Source organism: Enterococcus sp. 2201sp1_2201st1_C11_2201SCRN_220225 (genome assembly GCF_040925905.1).
Lineage (GTDB): Bacteria > Bacillota > Bacilli > Lactobacillales > Enterococcaceae > Enterococcus_C > Enterococcus_C asini_A.
In genome coordinates this window covers 1-17,818 of sequence record NZ_JBCOJC010000048.1, presented here as the reverse complement: position 1 = coordinate 17,818, position 17,818 = coordinate 1, and the positions used below count along the sequence as shown (strand labels likewise).

The 17,818-nt window shown below is 40.0% G+C and carries 18 protein-coding genes; 16 read left to right on the top strand and 2 right to left on the bottom strand.

Annotated features, from left to right (window positions below):
* The coding region (locus AB5754_RS11145) for a glucose PTS transporter subunit IIA (RefSeq protein WP_368259599.1) at window positions 1-1,391 on the top strand (1,391 nt) is incomplete at its 5' end.
* A 15-nt stretch (window positions 1,392-1,406) separates the two neighbouring features.
* A complete protein-coding gene (locus tag AB5754_RS11140; protein ID WP_368252077.1) occupies window positions 1,407-2,831 on the top strand; it encodes a family 1 glycosylhydrolase in 1,425 nt (474 codons plus the stop codon).
* A 119-nt stretch (window positions 2,832-2,950) separates the two neighbouring features.
* On the opposite strand, the gene AB5754_RS11135 is transcribed toward AB5754_RS11140, so the two are convergent.
* Complete coding sequence (locus tag AB5754_RS11135; RefSeq protein WP_368252076.1) at window positions 2,951-3,796, bottom strand: pyruvate, water dikinase regulatory protein; 846 nt, start codon at window positions 3,794-3,796, stop codon at window positions 2,951-2,953.
* A 95-nt stretch (window positions 3,797-3,891) separates the two neighbouring features.
* On the opposite strand from AB5754_RS11135, the gene AB5754_RS11130 reads away from it, so the two are divergent.
* A complete protein-coding gene (locus tag AB5754_RS11130) occupies window positions 3,892-4,320 on the top strand; it encodes a Fur family transcriptional regulator (protein ID WP_311833209.1) in 429 nt (142 codons plus the stop codon).
* A gap of 85 nt (window positions 4,321-4,405) precedes the next feature.
* Here the strand turns inward: AB5754_RS11130 and AB5754_RS11125 are convergent, their stop codons facing one another.
* The gene (locus AB5754_RS11125) at window positions 4,406-5,080 is read right to left on the bottom strand and encodes a GntR family transcriptional regulator (protein ID WP_368252075.1); all 675 of its coding nucleotides are present in this window, start codon (window positions 5,078-5,080) and stop codon (window positions 4,406-4,408) included.
* Window positions 5,081-5,275: 195 nt separating this feature from the next.
* On the opposite strand from AB5754_RS11125, the gene AB5754_RS11120 reads away from it, so the two are divergent.
* From AB5754_RS11120 to glyQ, 13 genes are all read left to right on the top strand, one after another.
* A complete protein-coding gene (locus tag AB5754_RS11120) occupies window positions 5,276-6,910 on the top strand; it encodes a mannitol dehydrogenase family protein (RefSeq protein ID WP_368252074.1) in 1,635 nt (544 codons plus the stop codon).
* Window positions 6,910-7,983, top strand: coding sequence for a mannonate dehydratase (uxuA, locus tag AB5754_RS11115; protein ID WP_368259598.1), 1,074 nt, complete (start codon window positions 6,910-6,912; stop codon window positions 7,981-7,983). The genes AB5754_RS11120 and uxuA overlap by 1 nt, the downstream gene beginning before the upstream one ends.
* A gap of 2 nt (window positions 7,984-7,985) precedes the next feature.
* Complete coding sequence (locus AB5754_RS11110) at window positions 7,986-9,317, top strand: gluconate:H+ symporter (protein ID WP_311833213.1); 1,332 nt, start codon at window positions 7,986-7,988, stop codon at window positions 9,315-9,317.
* 26 nt (window positions 9,318-9,343) lie between these two features.
* Window positions 9,344-9,769: a hypothetical protein gene (locus tag AB5754_RS11105; RefSeq protein ID WP_368252073.1), complete on the top strand. Its 426-nt coding sequence runs from the start codon at window positions 9,344-9,346 to the stop codon at window positions 9,767-9,769.
* A gap of 209 nt (window positions 9,770-9,978) precedes the next feature.
* A complete protein-coding gene (rpsU, locus tag AB5754_RS11100) occupies window positions 9,979-10,155 on the top strand; it encodes a 30S ribosomal protein S21 (RefSeq protein ID WP_010754017.1) in 177 nt (58 codons plus the stop codon).
* Window positions 10,156-10,182: 27 nt separating this feature from the next.
* The gene (locus AB5754_RS11095; RefSeq protein ID WP_368252072.1) at window positions 10,183-10,626 is read left to right on the top strand and encodes a GatB/YqeY domain-containing protein; all 444 of its coding nucleotides are present in this window, start codon (window positions 10,183-10,185) and stop codon (window positions 10,624-10,626) included.
* A gap of 154 nt (window positions 10,627-10,780) precedes the next feature.
* Window positions 10,781-11,734, top strand: a complete 954-nt coding sequence (locus AB5754_RS11090) for a PhoH family protein (RefSeq protein WP_368252080.1) — start codon at window positions 10,781-10,783, stop codon at window positions 11,732-11,734.
* 29 nt (window positions 11,735-11,763) lie between these two features.
* Window positions 11,764-13,959: an HD family phosphohydrolase gene (locus AB5754_RS11085; protein ID WP_368252071.1), complete on the top strand. Its 2,196-nt coding sequence runs from the start codon at window positions 11,764-11,766 to the stop codon at window positions 13,957-13,959.
* The gene (gene ybeY, locus AB5754_RS11080; protein ID WP_368259597.1) at window positions 13,959-14,435 is read left to right on the top strand and encodes an rRNA maturation RNase YbeY; all 477 of its coding nucleotides are present in this window, start codon (window positions 13,959-13,961) and stop codon (window positions 14,433-14,435) included. The genes AB5754_RS11085 and ybeY overlap by 1 nt, the downstream gene beginning before the upstream one ends.
* Window positions 14,419-14,820 (top strand): diacylglycerol kinase family protein, encoded by a 402-nt coding sequence (locus tag AB5754_RS11075; RefSeq protein ID WP_368252070.1) that lies wholly within the window; start codon window positions 14,419-14,421, stop codon window positions 14,818-14,820. The genes ybeY and AB5754_RS11075 overlap by 17 nt, the downstream gene beginning before the upstream one ends.
* A gap of 15 nt (window positions 14,821-14,835) precedes the next feature.
* On the top strand, window positions 14,836-15,735 hold the full coding sequence (era, locus tag AB5754_RS11070; RefSeq protein WP_311833220.1) for a GTPase Era: 900 nt from the start codon (window positions 14,836-14,838) through the stop codon (window positions 15,733-15,735).
* 51 nt (window positions 15,736-15,786) lie between these two features.
* A complete protein-coding gene (recO, locus tag AB5754_RS11065; protein WP_311833221.1) occupies window positions 15,787-16,575 on the top strand; it encodes a DNA repair protein RecO in 789 nt (262 codons plus the stop codon).
* Window positions 16,576-16,874: 299 nt separating this feature from the next.
* A complete protein-coding gene (gene glyQ / locus AB5754_RS11060; protein WP_311833222.1) occupies window positions 16,875-17,789 on the top strand; it encodes a glycine--tRNA ligase subunit alpha in 915 nt (304 codons plus the stop codon).
* Window positions 17,790-17,818 lie beyond the last annotated feature (29 nt).

The following is a 17,818-nucleotide window of genomic DNA, read 5'->3' as shown; positions in this document are numbered from 1 at the left end:
TACGAGGTGGAGTGTTCCACTTCTTGCCTATTTTTATTGCCGCATCTGCTGCGAAACGCTTGAAACTAAACGAATATGTGGCCATGGCTTTGGCGGTGGGGTTGCTTTCCACTAATATAGACGGCGTGGAAGGGTTAGAGTTGTTCGGTTACAATTTACCCACTATTGGGTATGCCAATACCTTTATTCCAATTTTATTAGGGGTATGCTTTTTAGGCCTTGTCACCAAGTATTTAAAGAAGATTATTCCTAGTGGGTTGCAGTATTTCTTAGTACCGGCATTATCTTTAGTATTGACTTTCCCGGTAATTTTAGTGTTCTTTGGTCCAATTGGTACGTTAATTGGCAACGGTATCAGTGCTTTCTTTGATATCTTGATGAATACCATTGGTAACTGGATTGTGGTGATGTTGTATGCAGCTTTCCAGCCATTCCTAATCGTTTTAGGAGCGGCGAATTTCACTTACCCAATCGTGCTAAACTTCTTAGGTACGTTGGGATACGATCCAATTATAAGCCACGCGGCAACGATTTCAGACATTGCTGTTTGTGGTGCAATGGCGGGTTACTTCTTGAAATCTAAAAAAGGTCAAGAGCGGCAAATGTTCGGGACTGTTAGCTTTAGTGCGTTAATGGGGATTACCGAACCGGCTGTCTTTGGGGTATTTGTAAAATATCGTCGTCCTTTCATAGCTGTTATTGTCGGCGGTGGTTTAGGCGGGTTAATTGCTGGACTAGCTGGCGTGAAAACCATGGGTTTTGTTTGGGGATTAGCGGCATTACCGACTTATTTAGCAGGAGGTACGAGTAACTTTATTTGGATGTTGATCAGTGTGATTGTCGGGTTTACTGGAGCATTAGCAGTCGCATACGGAGTGGGGATTCCTAACAAAGAGACCGACGAAGAAGCTTTGGAAGTCTTTGAAAATACCTCTGACTTAAAACAAGTTGGCATTGGCAAAATCGCAGAAGGCAAAGCGATTCCTTTAAGCGAAGTAAGTGACAAAGCTTTTGCCTCTGGGGCATTAGGCAAAGGTATCGGGATATTACCGTCTGAAGCACAAGAAACAGTGCTTTCTCCAGTGGAAGGTACAGTTACCGTAGTATTTCCAACAAAGCATGCCTACGGAATTAAAACGAAAACTGGTGTAGAAATCTTAATTCATATTGGTGTGGATACTGTGAATTTAGATGGGAAATACTTTGAAAGCTTTATCGAACAAGGTCAAGAAGTGGAAAAAGGGGACGTGTTAGCAAAATATCAAGCCGATAAAGTGAAAGAAGCAGGATTTGATCCAGTGATTATTGCCGTAGTGACAAATTCCCATGATTATTTAGATGTAATTTCAGTGAGCGACAATCAAGACGAATTATTAACCGTCATTTTGTAAAAAAGGAGAATGAAAATGGCATTTACGAAGGATTTTTTCTGGGGTGGCAGTATTGCGGCTCATCAATGTGAAGGGGCTTGGCAAGAAGGGGGCAAAGGGCCGGCGATTATGGACTTTGTGACAAAGGGATCCAATCACGAGCCACGACAAATCACTAGTCAAATTGAAGAAGGTTTGGATTATCCTTCACACGTGGGAATTGATTTTTACCACCATTATAAAAAAGATATTGCCTTGTTTGCGGAAATGGGCTTTACCGCCTTGCGTATTTCCATTGACTGGTCGCGGATTTTTCCTAAGGGGGATGAACAAGCGCCAAATCAGGCGGGCTTGGATTTTTACGATAGTGTGATTGATGAACTCTTGGCTCATGGCATTGAGCCCATTGTGACCCTGTATCACTTCGAATTGCCGATTCATTTGGTGCATCAATATGGTTCTTGGAAAAATCGGCAAGTGATTGACTTTTACCTTCATTATTGTGAAACGGTGATGAAGTTCTATGACAGTAAAGTGAGGTATTGGGTGACCTTTAATGAAATGAATCACATTGATCCACAATCGGAACAATCGGATATCTTTACTTATTTGATTGCAGGATTGAAATATAGTGAAATGGAAAAACCGATAGAAGAGTTGGCAAAAATTGGGTACAACATGACTTTAGCTGCCGTTAAAGCCGTACGTTTAGGTCATGAGATCAATCCAGAAAACAAAATTGGTTGTGTCTTTGGCTTGAATCCAATTTATTCCTATGATTGCCAGCCAGACAATGTATTGAAAGCTTTCTTGGATAATGATCGGGATTATTATCAAATTGATGCCATGTGCAAAGGACGTTTTCCAAAATACAAAATGAAACAATATGAAGTCTTAAAACTTGATTTGGAAAACCAAGCCAGCGATGAAGAAGATTTCCGGGAAGGTTCCATTGATTTCATCGGCTTAAACTACTATATGTCCAGTATTTCTAAGCCAGTTACATCAGTGGCTGGAGAAGCAGCCTTGTTTGGCGGGTTGCAAAATCCTCATTTAGAGCAATCCAAGTGGGGCTGGGGCATTGATCCTGTAGGCATTCGTTATGTCTTGAATTACTTGTATCGCAAATATGAGTTACCGATTATCATTACGGAAAATGGGTTGGGTGCGGTGGATCAAGTGGAAGCAGGCACTGTTCACGATGATTACCGGATTGATTATCTTCAAAAACATATGAAAGCCGTTAAACAAGCAGTGGAAGAAGATTTTGTAGAGTGTTTTGGCTTTTTGACTTGGGGACCTATCGACTTAGTCAGTGCCACCACCGGAGAAATGAGCAAACGCTATGGCTTTATTTATGTGGATTTAGATAATGAAGGTCAGGGGAGTTTGGAACGTTTGAAGAAGGATTCCTTTTACTGGTATCAAGAAACTATCGCCACAAATGGTGAATCCTTGTAAGTAAAGTAAGCCGGGAGAGCAGTCTCCTGGCTTTTTTGTATACACGTAGGAGAAGAAAGCAAAACAAAAAAGACGACCCGCCCAGTAATCGCCTTTTGGTTTTGCAATAGAATAAAACTTTATTCTTCTTCTGTCGTGTAATAGCTGTGGTCTTCTAATTTCAAAGCATTCATAATCATGGAAGCTGTCTCTTCGATGGAAAGAGAGGCCACGTTAATGACCACACAGCCTAGTTTTTCGTAAAGGTCTTTGGCAAAGGCCAGTTCCGCTTTGATTTTTTCAATATCAGAATAAGCGGTGTCGGGGTTTAAACCGTATGCCAGCATTCGTTCTTTGCGAATGCTGTTTAAAATATCGGGATCGTTGGTGAGACCCACAATTTTACTAGGATCTACTTCCCAGATTTGTTTTGGGATATGGGCTTGAGGCACGAGGGGCAAATTGGCTACTTTTAAATTTTTATTAGCTAGAAATAGGCTTAATGGAGTTTTGGAAGTTCTGGAAACGCCTAGTAAAACCACATCGGCTTCTAAAAAGCCACGGGGATCTTTGCCGTCATCGTATTTTACTGCAAATTCCATCGCTTTAATTCGTTTAAAATAGTTTTTATTTAAATGATGGAGAGCACCAGGTTCTCTGGTTGCTTTGACACCACTGCGGGTTTCGATTTCGGTGATGGTGGAAGAAAGGACATCAAAATTAAACAAATCGCTTTCAGTACAAAACTCTCTGATTAATGCAGAAAATTCTTCATCAATCATGGTGAATAAAATCATTGCATCGTGCTTTTTGGCTTCCGCAAGGCCTTTAATCAAAGTTTCTTTATCAGTGACGAAAGTTTTGCGGTAGAGATTGAATTCTACAGTGGGAAACTGGGCCATGGTGGCTTGAGCTAGTTTCGTGGCGGTTTCCCCGGCGGAATCGGAAATTACATAAATAGTTAAGATTTTGGCATCATCATTCATTAAACAACAACTCCTCTTGTCTTTTGTTCTCATTTATTATACCATACGAAAGGAGCGTTTTAATTCGTAATCATTCTGATTTGTGGGGTGTAAAAATGGAACAAACTCGAATTCAACAAGCCTTATCAACGTTGAAAGAAAAAGGCTATAAACATACGAAAAAAAGAGAAGTGATGCTGACGTATTTGGTGCGGCGCAATCGCTATATGACGGCTAAAGAAGTCCATCATTATATGAATCAAATTTTTCCCGGAGTAAGCTATGACACAATTTATCGCAATTTACACGATTTTGTGGACATCAATCTGTTAGAAGAGACTGATTTAAACGGCGAGATGAAATTTCGTTTTCATTGTTGTGAAGATATGGCTCATCACCACCATCATCATTTTATCTGTACTGTTTGTGGTAAAACCAAGGAATTGTCATTATGTCCCATGGATTTTTTTGAAGAGCAGTTGCCAGGGTGTGTCATTGAAGGGCATCGTTTTGAAATTTTAGGCCGTTGTGAAGATTGTCAGTAAAAAAACATAAGCAGTTCGGTAATTTTTCCGAATTGCTTATGTTTTTTAGTAATGTTTGGTTTAATCGGACAGTTGGAATAATAAGTCATTCCTCAGTATGGAGCCAGTAGTCGGGATATTTTTCCAAGACGATTTCTTGTTCGTTTAGCATCATATGCAAGTGTAGGGAAGTTAAAAAGCTGACTTCTTCAGTATTCCTCGCAGTTAAAGCCTCAAAGAGCTGGTAATGCTGCTCCATAATGGTGTCCCAGCGCAAGCCTTCCACATTGACACGCAGCCAACGAAACCGTTCCAAGTGGGTATTGTGATCATTTAACCAATTCCAGATTTCTTTTCGTTGGGCAATGTCAAAGCAAATCTCATGGAAGTAATTATCCGCTTTAAAAAAGCCCCGTTCATCTTTTTGTTGAACGGCTATTTCTTGTTGGTGAATAATTTCTTTTAACGATTCTTCTCCAGCAAAAGTCAGTTTGGCACAACATTCCATCATGATTTGTTTTTCCAATTGTTCTCGAACAAAACGGGCATTTTGAGCCGCTACTAGGTCAATTTTTGACACATAAGTCCCGCTTTGGGGGATGGTGTAGACCAAGGCTTGGGCTCGCAATTGAATTAAGGCTTCCCGAATGGGGGTACGGCCAATCTTCAGTAGGTCTTCCAATCCTTTTTCAGAGATTTTCCGGCCAGGTTCTAAGTCAGAATAGATAATTTTTTCCCGGATTGCCTTAAAGGCTTGGGATTGTAAACTCGTACTGGACATAGTGTGTTCCTCTCTTAAGCTCAATAAAATTATTATAGCAAAATTCTTCAAGATTACAAATCTGATATGGCAGTAACCTCAGGGCTTCTCTTGATTTAATTAAAAAAAGGCTTTCTTAAGAGTTGACAAAGGAAATTTTAGGGATTACAATGCTGTTGTTATCAAAACTAATATATCAGTTTAGGAGGAGTTCTTGTGATTACTTTAAAAAATTGGCAAGAATCAATCAGTGAGTTAACCGAAAATAAGGTAGAGCTCCCACAATACAATGTGGCTGATCTTAAAGAAAAAGGACAAAAAGCACCGGTGTGGATTCACTTTGGTGGTGGCAATCTCTACCGCGGATTTCATGGTGAAATTGCCCAACGGTTAGCAAATCAAGGAGAATTGTCTTCTGGCGTCGTTGTTTGTGAAACTTTCGACAATGAAGTGGTGGAAAAAGCTTACAAGGCCTATCATAATGACTTTCTTGAGGTGGTAATGCACGAAGATGGTAGCCTTGACAAACGCTTGATTGCAGCAACTGCCGCTAGTTTTTATTGCAATCCTGCTGACAAAGATAATTTTTCACAAGTGATTGGTTATTTTGAAAATCCGGCGTTGCAATTTACTACTTTTACCATTACTGAAAAAGGTTATGCTTTAAAAGATCCAGCGGGGAGTTTTTTCCCAGTGGTTGTAAATGATATTAAGAACGGTCCCGTAGCCGCTGCTCATACGATTAGCATCGTGACCGCCTTATTATATAAACGTTTCTTGGCAGGAGAATTTCCAATTGCCATGGTTTCTACCGATAATTTCTCACAAAACGGCCAACGTTTTCAAGATAGCATTTTAACAATTGCCGCTGAATGGGAAAAAGCCGGTTTTGTATCTAAAGATTTTCTGGCGTATCTGAATAATCCTGAAAAAGTTAGTTTCCCTTGGAGTATGATTGACCGGATTACCCCTAATCCTTCAACTACGGTGGAAGAAACCCTAACTAAAGAAGGATTCTCTGATATGGAGATCATTCATACTAGTAAAGGAACCAATATTGCGGCATTTGCCAATACTGAAGTGATTCATTACTTAGTTTTAGAAGATGCGTTTCCAAATGGTCGACCTGCGTTAGAAAAAGCCGGAGTGATGTTAACAGATCGCGAAACGGTGGATAAAGCCGACGTGATGAAAGTTACCACTTGCCTAAATCCATTGCACACCGCTTTGGCAGTAACAGGTTGTCTTCTAGGCTACACTTCCATTGCTAGTGAAATGAAAGATGAGGATCTAGTCGGCTTAATTAAAGGCATTGGCTATCAAGAAGGGTTGCCAGTCGTGGCAAATCCAGGAATTATCGATCCAAAACAATTTATTGACGAACTGTTGCAAAAACGTTTGCCAAATCCCAATATTCCTGATGCTCCACAACGGATTGCCAGTGATACTTCTCAAAAAGTAGCCATTCGCTTTGGTGAAACCATTAAACGCTACGAAGAACAAGCAGATAAGTCAGCAGCTGACTTAGTTTACATTCCCGTAGCAATTGCTGCTTGGTTACGCTATTTATTAGCTGTGGATGACAAAGGACAAGCCTTTACACCAAGTCCTGATCCTTTATTAAGTGATCTGCAAGCACAATTAGCTGGTATTACCTTAGGAGAACAATCTTCTGAAAAAATTCATCAAGCTGTAAAAACCATTTTAGCCAACGAAACAATCTTTGGCAGTGATTTGTATCAAGCTGGCTTAGGCGAAAAAATCGAAGGTATCTTGAAAGAAATGTTAGTCGGAATAGATGCAGTTCGCAATACGATTCACGCATATGTAACAAAAGGAGGAAATAACTAATGGAAATGACCTTTAGATGGTATGGTTCCAATGAAGAAAAAATTAAATTATCAGAGATCCGCCAAATTCCTGGAATGAAAGGAATCGTTGGGACTTTGATGGATATTCCCGCTGGTGAAGTCTGGCCAAAAGATCGCATCAAAGCTTTAAAAGAAGAAATTGAAGCCAATGGTATGACTTTGAAAGTCATTGAAAGTGTTAACATTCACGATGATATTAAAATTGGGTTACCAACTCGGGATCAATACATTGAAAACTACAAACAAACCATTCGTAATTTAGCTGAATTTGGGATTGAAGTAATTTGTTACAATTTCATGCCTGTCTTTGATTGGGTGAAATCGGATTTGGACTATAAATTAGCGGATGGCTCCTCAACTTTGGCTTACATTGCTAAAGATATTCCTGAAAATCCAGAAGAAATCATTAAAAAAGTGGAAGAATCCAGCAATGACTTTGAGTTGCCTGGTTGGGAACCAGAACGCTTGGCGCAAGTAAAAGAACTGTTTGCCGCTTATAAAGATGTGGATGAAGACAAACTCCGGGAAAACTTTGCTTACTTCTTAAAAGCAATTATTCCTACTTGTGAAGAAGTTGGCATAAAAATGGCCGTTCACCCTGATGATCCTCCTTATTCAATTTTTGGCCTGCCAAGAGTCGTGAAAAATCGGGATGATTTGGATTGGATTTGTAATGTCGTAGATTCTCCAAGTAATGGCATTACCTTGTGTACCGGTAGTATTGCGGAACGTCCAGACAACGATGTCTATGAAATTTTAGCGGAATTTTGTAAACGGGATCGGATTCCTTTTGCTCATGTCCGCAATATTAAATATATCAATGAGAACGGCCTTGATTTTTACGAAGCTCCTCACAAATCAGAATATGGTTCATTGGATATGTACAAAGTTTTAAAAGCAATGTATGACAATGGCTTTAATGGTTATATTCGTCCAGACCATGGACGCATGATTTGGGGCGAAACAGGCCGTCCTGGTTACGGCTTATACGATCGGGCGCTGGGTGCTATGTATCTTAATGGCATTTGGGAAGCTCTAGAAAAAGGAGAATAGAAATGGAAGCAGCGTTAGCATTACTTTGGGTAGTAATCGGTATTTTCTTATTAATGATCTTTAACTTGCGCTATAAGATGCACAATGTCATTTCTTTATTAGTCGTTGGTTTGTTTGTGGCGATTATGGAAAAAATGCCCTTGGATACAATTGTGGCTACCGTGGAAAAAGGGATTGGCGGTATTTTCGGTAGCTTAGCCTTGATTATTGTCTTTGGGGCTGTAATCGGTAAAATTATGACGGAAAGCGGTGCTAGTCAACAAATCGCCGACACCGTCATTGCAAAATGTGGTACGAAATTCTTACCAGTTGGCTTATTGTTTATTGGGATGATTTTTGGGATTGCGATGTTTTATGAAGTGGCCTTTTTGATTTCTGTGCCACTGGTGTTGAACATTGCGAAGAAAGCTAAGATTCCCTATATGAAATTAATCATACCAACTGTGGCCGGAGCTACCATGGGACACAGCTTGTTTCCACCTCAACCTGGTCCGGTAGCTTTAGTAGCTGCTTTTGATGCAGATATTTCTCAAGTGTATATGTTGGGGATTTTAGTCATTGTTCCCGCTTTGATTTGTGCAGGTTTGATTTTGCCAAAATTTATCCCTGGTTTAAAGGAAATGCCCTTAAATTCCATGTTAAAACCAGTGGATGAAATTCCTGCTGACAAATTACCAAAATTTTCTACATCAATTATCGTGCCTTTGATTCCTGCTATGCTAATGATTATTTCTTCTATTTTAAAACCAATCTTTGGCGAAGGCTCCGTAGTGTATGAAGTTTGTACTTTTGTAGGTTCCGCAGAAATTGCAATGTTATTAGCTTTGTTTGCTGCTATGTATTTCCTAGGCATCAGAAAAGGCAAGACCATGCAAGATTTAACAAAAACTATGAGCCAAGGGATTTCCCAAATTGCCGATGTCTTATTGGTCATTACTGCCGGTGGGATTTTAAAACAAGTGATTATTGATACTGGCGTTTCTGCTCATATCGTAAACTTAGTCAGTGGCATTCCGGTTTCACCATTTGTGATTGCTTGGATTATTACAGCGATTATTCGGATTTTGACGGGTCAAGGAGCAGTAGCGGCAATCACTGCAGCAGGGATGGTAGCACCATTAGTTACCCAATTTGATTTGAATCCTGCACTGATGGTTTTAGCCGTTGCTTGTGGATCAAATACCATTACGTTAATGTATGATGGTGGTTTCTTATTGTTTAAAGAAACATTTGGAATCTCCATGAAAGATACCTTTAAAACATGGGGCTTATTGGAATTAACCAACTCTGTCGTAGGCCTTGGGGCAGTCTTGATTTTAAGTCTCTTCTTTTAAAATAGATTAAGAAAAGAGGAACAAAAATGAATCAATCCATTATTTTTTACAATCAAGCAAATGAAAAACTAGTTAGTTTGCCAATTCGTTGGGAAAATGAACAAGGGCTGATTTTAGAAAAGGAAAAATTAGCCGAAATCGCCTTAAATAATAAAATTGATCTGGATCAAGTGACCAAAATAATTACTCCTGATACTTTTACCATCGCTTTTAATGAAGAAAAGGCCACATCTATGTCCTACAATCAATGGGAAACCTTGCGTAGCCAACAAGCCAATGATGCTATTCAAGAAAAGATTGGTGAAAGTACATTAGAGCAACCCATCAAAAATCAAATCGCAAATCTCTTCAATGATTTTAACCAGGGGATGGCGGTAAAATATCAAGGGAAAAAATCTTGGAATGCTATTTATGAAGAACTCTTGGCAAATATCGAACAATTGCTAAAATAAAAATTGCTTTATTTCAACACTGCTAATGGAAAGGGAAATCCTTTTGTATTGGCAGTGTTTTGTAAAAAATAACTTACTTTTATTTTTTTAAGACTACACCTTGACGTAAAATTTCCCATTAGCTATAATATTAAAAGGACAGTATTGTTCTATGAATTGGTCATTGAGCAAAAACGGTTACTTTTTAAGCTCGGAGGGAGGGAATCTACATGTCAAAAACAGTGGTTCGTAAAAATGAATCTCTTGACGATGCTCTTCGTCGCTTCAAACGTTCCGTGTCAAAATCCGGTACTTTGCAAGAATCTCGCAAACGTGAATTCTATGAAAAACCTAGCGTGAAACGCAAGAAGAAATCTGAAGCAGCCAGAAAACGTAAGAAATTCTAATTTTGGCTCATGATTGGAGCTGGTAGTGTGACACTACTAAGTACATTGAATGCGGATATGAAGACAGCGATGAAAGCTAAGGATAAGGAACGCTTGGCGGTGATTCGTATGTTGAAAGCATCCCTTCAAAACGAAGAGATCAAGGTCGGACACGAATTGAATGCTGACGAAGAATTGACGATTTTATCCCGGGAGATGAAACAACGTCGCGACTCATTAGCAGAATTCGAAAAAGCTGGTCGTGAAGATCTCTCAGAAAAAGTTAAAATCGAAATTGCAATTGTGGAAAAATATCTTCCTGCACAACTATCTGATGAAGAAATTCGTCAAATCGTAGCGCAGGCAATCGCAGACACAAATGCCACTTCCCCTTCGGAATTTGGCAAAGTGATGGGTGCTGTTATGCCGAAAGTAAAAGGCAAAGCAGACGGTAATCAAGTGAATGCCATCGTTAAAGAATTGCTCCAATAATTGTCCTAAAGCCACGGATTTTTCCGTGGCTTTTTTGAATGAGATTTTTCTCTTAGGAAAGAAGGGAGCTTTTTTCTTTTGCCTCTTGATATGGTAGAATGATTGAGTAATTACAATGAGGGGGATGTATTACTTGGCAGATGAACGTCAGAGAATGCAACTGAAATTAAATGAGTCCGACGATCTTTCCATGTTGTTTGGAGCTCATGATAAACATATTAAATTAATCGAAGAACACACCAGTACGATTATTCGCACTCGTGGGGAAGTTTTAGAAATCGAAGGTACAGAAGAAAATGCCGCTTTAGTAACCGGAGTAATTGAGGCTTTACAAGAATTGATCCGTCGTGGAATCAATATTAGTGCTCCTGATATTATTTCCGCCTTAAAGATGGCCAAAAATGATCGCTTAGCTTTTTTTGTGGACATGTATGAAGAAGAAATCGTTAAAGACCGGAATGGCAAAGCGATTCGCGTAAAAAATGCTGGACAAAAACAATATGTGTCCAGTGTTAAAAATCACGATGTGGTCTTTGGCATTGGCCCGGCTGGTACGGGAAAAACCTTTTTAGCGGTGGTGTTGGCTATTGCAGCGTTAAAAAAAGGCCAAGTGCAAAAAATTATCTTAACTCGTCCAGCGGTGGAAGCCGGAGAAAATCTGGGTTTCTTGCCGGGAGATTTAAAAGAAAAAGTCGATCCTTATTTGCGTCCAGTCTATGATGCGCTGTATCAAATTTTTGGGACCGATCACACCAATCGCTTAATGGAGCGAGGGGTAATTGAAATTGCCCCATTGGCTTATATGCGCGGGCGTACCTTAGAAGATGCCTTTGTAATTTTAGATGAAGCTCAAAACACTACCATTGCCCAAATGAAAATGTTTTTGACTCGCTTAGGTTATAATTCTAAGATGATTGTCAACGGGGACACCAGCCAAATTGACTTGCCAAAAGGCAGTATGAGTGGGTTAGTCCATGCGGAACGTACCTTAAAAAATATCAAGCAAATTGGCTTTGTGAACTTTGAAGCCAGTGATGTGGTGCGGCATCCAGTGGTGGCAGAAATTATCGAAGCCTATGAAAAAGCTAGTTTACGTAATGATGGGTAATCTACTCGTCAGATTTTGGAGGTGACATCATGCTTAACCAACCTTTGAGCAAGTTCCGAGGAAAATTAGGTCGCTATTATACGCCTTTTCTCTTTCTAGTCTTTTTTGGGGTAATCTTTGGCATTTTATACCCGAGTGTGCGCCAGCAAAAAGTGGACTATCGAGAAGGGCAAGTGGTGAATGAAAATATTCGTGCCAATAAAACGGTGGAAAACACAGCGGCTACGGAACAAAAGCGTAAGTTAGCCGCTGAAGCAGTGACGCCGGAATACACTTTTCAAGAAGACATCGCGACGACCCAAGTAGAGCGGGTGGAGAATTTGTTTACCATGGTAGCGACGGTCAACAGCGAGTTAAAAAAAGAATATGAAGACAAACAAAAAGATGAGGCTACCAACATTGCAGCACCTTCTGTGGAAGAACACGTGGCAGCCTTAAAGAAAAAATTTGAAAAACTGGACGTTTCCGATGTCGATTTTTATCAACAGTTTTCCACGGCTTTTTATCAAAATCTGTTTTCACTTTCCGAAACGGATTTGACTTCCACGCGTAATAAGAGTCTTGGTTTATTAGAAGAAACCATGGAACAGCATATTAGAGAAAGCAACTTGACAGAGATTAAAGAAGAAGCTACTACTCAAGTGGAGAGCTTGGGGGTCAATGAAACGGCTCAGGAAGTAATTTCAGAATTGGTTGCCAATGGAGTTGTGGTCAATGAATTCTTAAATGAAAAACTGACTGAAGAAAAACGGGATACTGCTCGCTCTGCGGTACAACCGGTAATGATTTATCAAGGAGAAATCATCGTTCGAGAAGGTTCTCAAATTGATGCCAGTGCCATTGAAAAACTGCGATTGTTAGGATTGACTAGTCAAAATGGTTCAATTTTTCCAGTTATGGCTATGATTTTTGCTGTCTTATTACAAATTTTAGTTCTTTTGTATTTTGGCCGTCAGTTTTCTTCAAAGGATTACCGCCAGGAGTTTTATACTTTTTATTGCTTTATGATGATTGTCAGTGTAGGAATGATGATGTTTTTCCAATTGTTCCAAAGCGAGCAGATTCAATACATTCCTTTGTTTTTCCCGGCAGCTTTTGTGCCTTTGGTTTTAAACCTGTTTATGAATCGACGAGCCGGAATTTTGTCCGCTTTGTTTCAAGTAGTAGCGGCGATTTTTGTCTACTATAATTCCATTGGGACGAACTTGTTAACCACGATTTTAGTGACGTATTTATTTGCCGGCTTAATGGGAACCATTGTCAAACGACAACGAATTGCTTATCAAGGTTTTCCAGCGGTGATGTGGCTTATCGTCTTTCCTAGCTTGATGAATTTTGTTTTAGTAGTTTTCCAAGGGTTAAGCTTTTATGAAAGTAGCACGTGGCTGACCTTAGTGTGTGGGGTTGCGGGAAATCTCTTAGGTTTCTTGTTGACCATGGGCTTACATCAGTACATTGAACTATTAGTCACCGATGATTCTGCAATCGTCTTAAATGAATTGAGCAACCCAAATCATCCATTGTTAAAAAAACTTTTGGAAGAAGCACCAGGAACCTATCATCACAGTATGATGGTGGCGAATCTTTCGGCAAATGCAGTGGCCGATATCGGTGGGCGTTCTCTTATGACTCGAGTGGCTTGTTACTATCATGACATTGGCAAATTAAAACATGCGAATTTCTTCGTGGAAAACTTGCCTAGTGGCGCGGAAAATCCCCACAATTTTCTCTTGCCAGAAGATAGCAAACAGATTATCTTTGGTCACGTGACCGATGGAGCAAAAATTTTAGAAGAATACAAGATGCCTCAAATGGTCATCGATATTTGTAATCAGCACCATGGCACTACGTTGATGAAATTCTTTTATGCAAAAGCAAAAGAACGCAATCCTGAAATTGAAGAAGCAGATTTTCGTTATCCGGGTCCGCGGCCTCAAACGAGAGAAGCAGGGGTGGTAAGCATTGCTGATACTTGTGAAGCAGCCGTGAGAGCCATGGATCAGCCCACAAATGACAAAATTCAAAAATTCGTGCATAATCTAATCATCGACCGAATTATTGATGGGCAATTAGACGATAGCGGATTGACTATGAAAGAAATTCGGATTGTGGAAAAATCCTTAGTAAACGGTCTTTGCTCCACTTTCCATTCCCGGATTAAATATCCGAAAATGAAATCTGAAGCGGAGAAGATGAAAGAAGAACAAGAAAGAAGCGAAGCCTAATGGATATTACCTTTGTTGATGAAACAAATGGTTTAACTAAAGACAAAATCCGCGACATTGAAGATTTATTACAATTTGCGGCTAAGCATCTTGAATTAGTAGAACCTATTGAAATGTCCGTTACATTTATGGACAATGCGACTATTCAAGAAATTAATCGAGACTATCGAGGCAAAGATGCCCCCACTGATGTGATCAGCTTTGCCTTAGAAGAAACGGGCGAAGGAGAAGTACCGGTGGTCTTTGAAGCAGGGGACAATCCTTTTCCAAGAGAGTTGGGGGATTTGATGATTTCTGTAGAACGGGCCAAAGAACAAGCCGAAGAATACGGTCATAGTTTCGAACGAGAGTTGGGCTTTTTAGCTTTACATGGTTTCTTACACATTAATGGTTATGATCACATGACCCCAGAAGACGAAAAAGAGATGTTCACACTACAAAAGGAAATCCTTGATGCTTATGGACTCAAGAGATAGAAATACGAAGAAAAACAAAAATTTTATCACTTCCGTGGAATTTGCCTGGACCGGGGTTAAAACCGTTTTTAAAGAAGAACGGAATATGCGCAAACACGCGGTACTTGGCGCATTGGCGGTTTTAGTGGGATTGATTTTTCACTTAAATCAAATGGAGTGGTTGTGGCTTTTATTGGCAGTCTTTCTTGTGTGGCTTGTGGAAATTATCAATACCATCTTTGAAAATGTGGTAGACATGTTTACCGAATGTCATTTTCACCCCATTGGGAAAAAAATTAAAGATATGGCTGCCGGGGCGGTTTTATTAACTTCCTTATTTGCATTAATTATCGCAGCGTTTATTTTCTTGCCGAAGTTCTATCAAATTTTGCAAGGAATCTTATAAGAAAAGAGGAAAAACATGACAGAACATAAATCAGGATTTGTGGCCATTGTAGGGCGTCCCAACGTGGGCAAATCCACTTTATTAAATCGCATTGTGGGACAAAAAATTGCGATTATGAGCGATAAAGCCCAAACCACTAGAAATAAAATTCAAGGAGTTTATACTACTCCTGAAGCACAGTTGATTTTTATCGACACTCCCGGAATTCATAAACCCCGTCATCGTCTAGGAGACTTTATGGTGGATGCAGCTTATAGCGCGATTCGGGAAGTGGATGCAGTCTTGTTTATGATTGCAGCAGACCAAAAGCGGGGCAAAGGGGACGACTTTATTATTGAACGACTAAAAGACACCCAGTCTCCTGTTTATTTAGTAATCAATAAAATCGACAAAGTTCACCCGGATGATTTATTGGCAATTATTGAAGACTATCGCCAGCAGATGGACTTTAAAGAAATCATTCCAATTTCTGCTACAGAAGGAAATAACTTTGATACGTTAATGACGACGTTAGTGGATCAAATGCCTGAAGGTCCGCAATACTTCCCCGACGATCAAATTACCGATCACCCAGAATACTTTATCGTTTCCGAATTAGTCCGGGAGAAAGTTTTATTGTTAACTCGGGATGAAGTACCTCATTCTGTGGCAGTAGTAGTAGATTCTATGAAACGCAATGAAAACGATAAAATCCATATTCAAGCTACGATTATTGTGGAACGAGATTCTCAAAAAGGCATCATCATCGGCAAAGGGGGCAAGATGTTAAAAGACATCGGCACCAAAGCCCGGCGAGATATTGAAACCTTACTAGGGGACAAAGTGTATTTAGAACTGTGGGTGAAAGTTCAAAAAGACTGGCGAGACAAACAAACTTATTTGACCGACTACGGGTATAAAAAAGAAGATTATTAAGTAGGAGCTGGGTAGATGCCCAGCTTCTCTTTTTCAAGAGGAGGTGGCAAGATGGAATTGGCAGAAACCAAGGGCTTGATTTTATTTTCTCGGGATCATAAGGAGAAGGATAAACTAGTCAAAATTTTTACGGAAAGTTTTGGCAAACAGATGTTTTTTGTTAAAAATGCCCATCGGAAAAACAATCCCTTAACGCCAGCGTTGATGAATTTCACCGAGGCAGTCTACTTTGGTGCGATTCATGAAGAGGGACTGTCTTTTTTAAACGGCGCCAAAGAGGTTCGTCCTTTTCGCAATATCCAGCAAGATATTTTCTTAACTGCTTATGGAACCTATATGTTAAACCTAGTAGATGTGGCCATTGAAGATCGCGTTTACGATCCAGGGCTTTACGGTTTTACCAAGCAAGCCCTTATGCAACTAGATCAAGGAAGTGATGGTGAAATCATCACCAACATCTTTGAATTGCAATTGTTGCAACGGTTTGGGGTAACGCCTCAGTTGGACCATTGTAGTATTTGTGGTCAAACCCAAGGAATCTTTGATTATTCCTCAAAATACGCCGGCCTTTTATGTCAAAATCACTTTGAAGCGGACATTCATCGCTACCATGCGGATCCAAAGGCCGTCTACTTTGCCCGGATGTTTCAAAATATTTCCTTTGAACAGATTAATAGTATTCAAGTAAAATCGGCCACGAAAACAGCTTTGCGTCATTTTATCGATCAACTCTATGAGGAATATGTGGGCTTGCATTTAAAGAGCAAACGCTTTATCGATCAAATGAATGAATGGTCCGATGTTTTGCAAAAAGATCAGCCTCAGAATGAAAATCTTTGAAGCTTTTCATTGACAAAACTGCGGGTTTGTCGCTATTATAGAAAGTAATTGAAGAGATGCGTGGAACAAAAGATGAAAATGTACAACAATTTAGCGATTCCGGGAGGGTGGAAGCCGGATTTGGGAGCATTTTCGGGGCATTTGGGAGCATCGCACATTAAAAGTTGTCAAAGCAAACATGCTTTGAAAGTAGAGTGGGACCGCGGTTAATTCGTCTCTACGTTTGTCTATTTGATTAGGCAGACGTGGAGACTTTTTGTTTACCGAAAAATCGCCCCAAATTTGAAAGGAGTACTACCATGACCAAAAAAATGACCGTCCAAAACATCATTCAAACTTTGCAAAAATTCTGGTCAGACAATGGCTGTATGTTAATGCAAGCCTATGATACTGAAAAAGGAGCGGGGACTATGAGCCCTTATACCTTCTTGCGGGCAATTGGACCAGAACCTTGGAATGCGGCCTACGTGGAGCCTTCTCGTCGTCCAGCCGATGGTCGTTATGGAGAAAATCCAAACCGTTTGTACCAACACCATCAATTCCAAGTAGTGATGAAACCTTCTCCAGAAAATATCCAAGAGTTGTATTTAGAAAGCTTGCAACTGTTAGGAATTGAACCTTTAGAACATGATATTCGTTTTGTAGAAGACAACTGGGAAAATCCTTCCATGGGTTGTGCGGGACTTGGTTGGGAAGTTTGGTTAGATGGGATGGAAATTACCCAGTTTACGTATTTCCAACAAGTCGGTGGTTTGACTTGTAAACCGGTGACGTCAGAAATTACCTATGGCTTGGAGCGCTTAGCTTCTTATATTCAAGAAGTAGAAAGTGTCTTTGATTTAGAATGGGCCGATGGAGTGAAATACGGCGAAATCTTCCGTCAACCGGAATACGAACATTCGAAATATTCCTTTGAAGTCAGCGACCAAGACTTTTTGCTGTCTAACTTTGATCGTTTTGAAGCCGAAGCCAAACGCTGTATTGACCAAGATTTAGTCCATCCCGCCTATGATTATATTTTAAAATGCAGCCATACCTTTAATTTACTAGATGCAAGAGGGGCGGTTTCAGTAACCGAACGGGCAGGCTATCTTGCGCGGATTCGCAACATGGCCCGGGCAGTGGCGAAACTCTTTGTGGCTGAACGAGCAAAACTGGGTTATCCACTATTGGACCCAGCAGAAGCAGCTAAATTATTAGAGGAGGAAAAATAAGATGGCAAAAGATTTATTATTAGAAATCG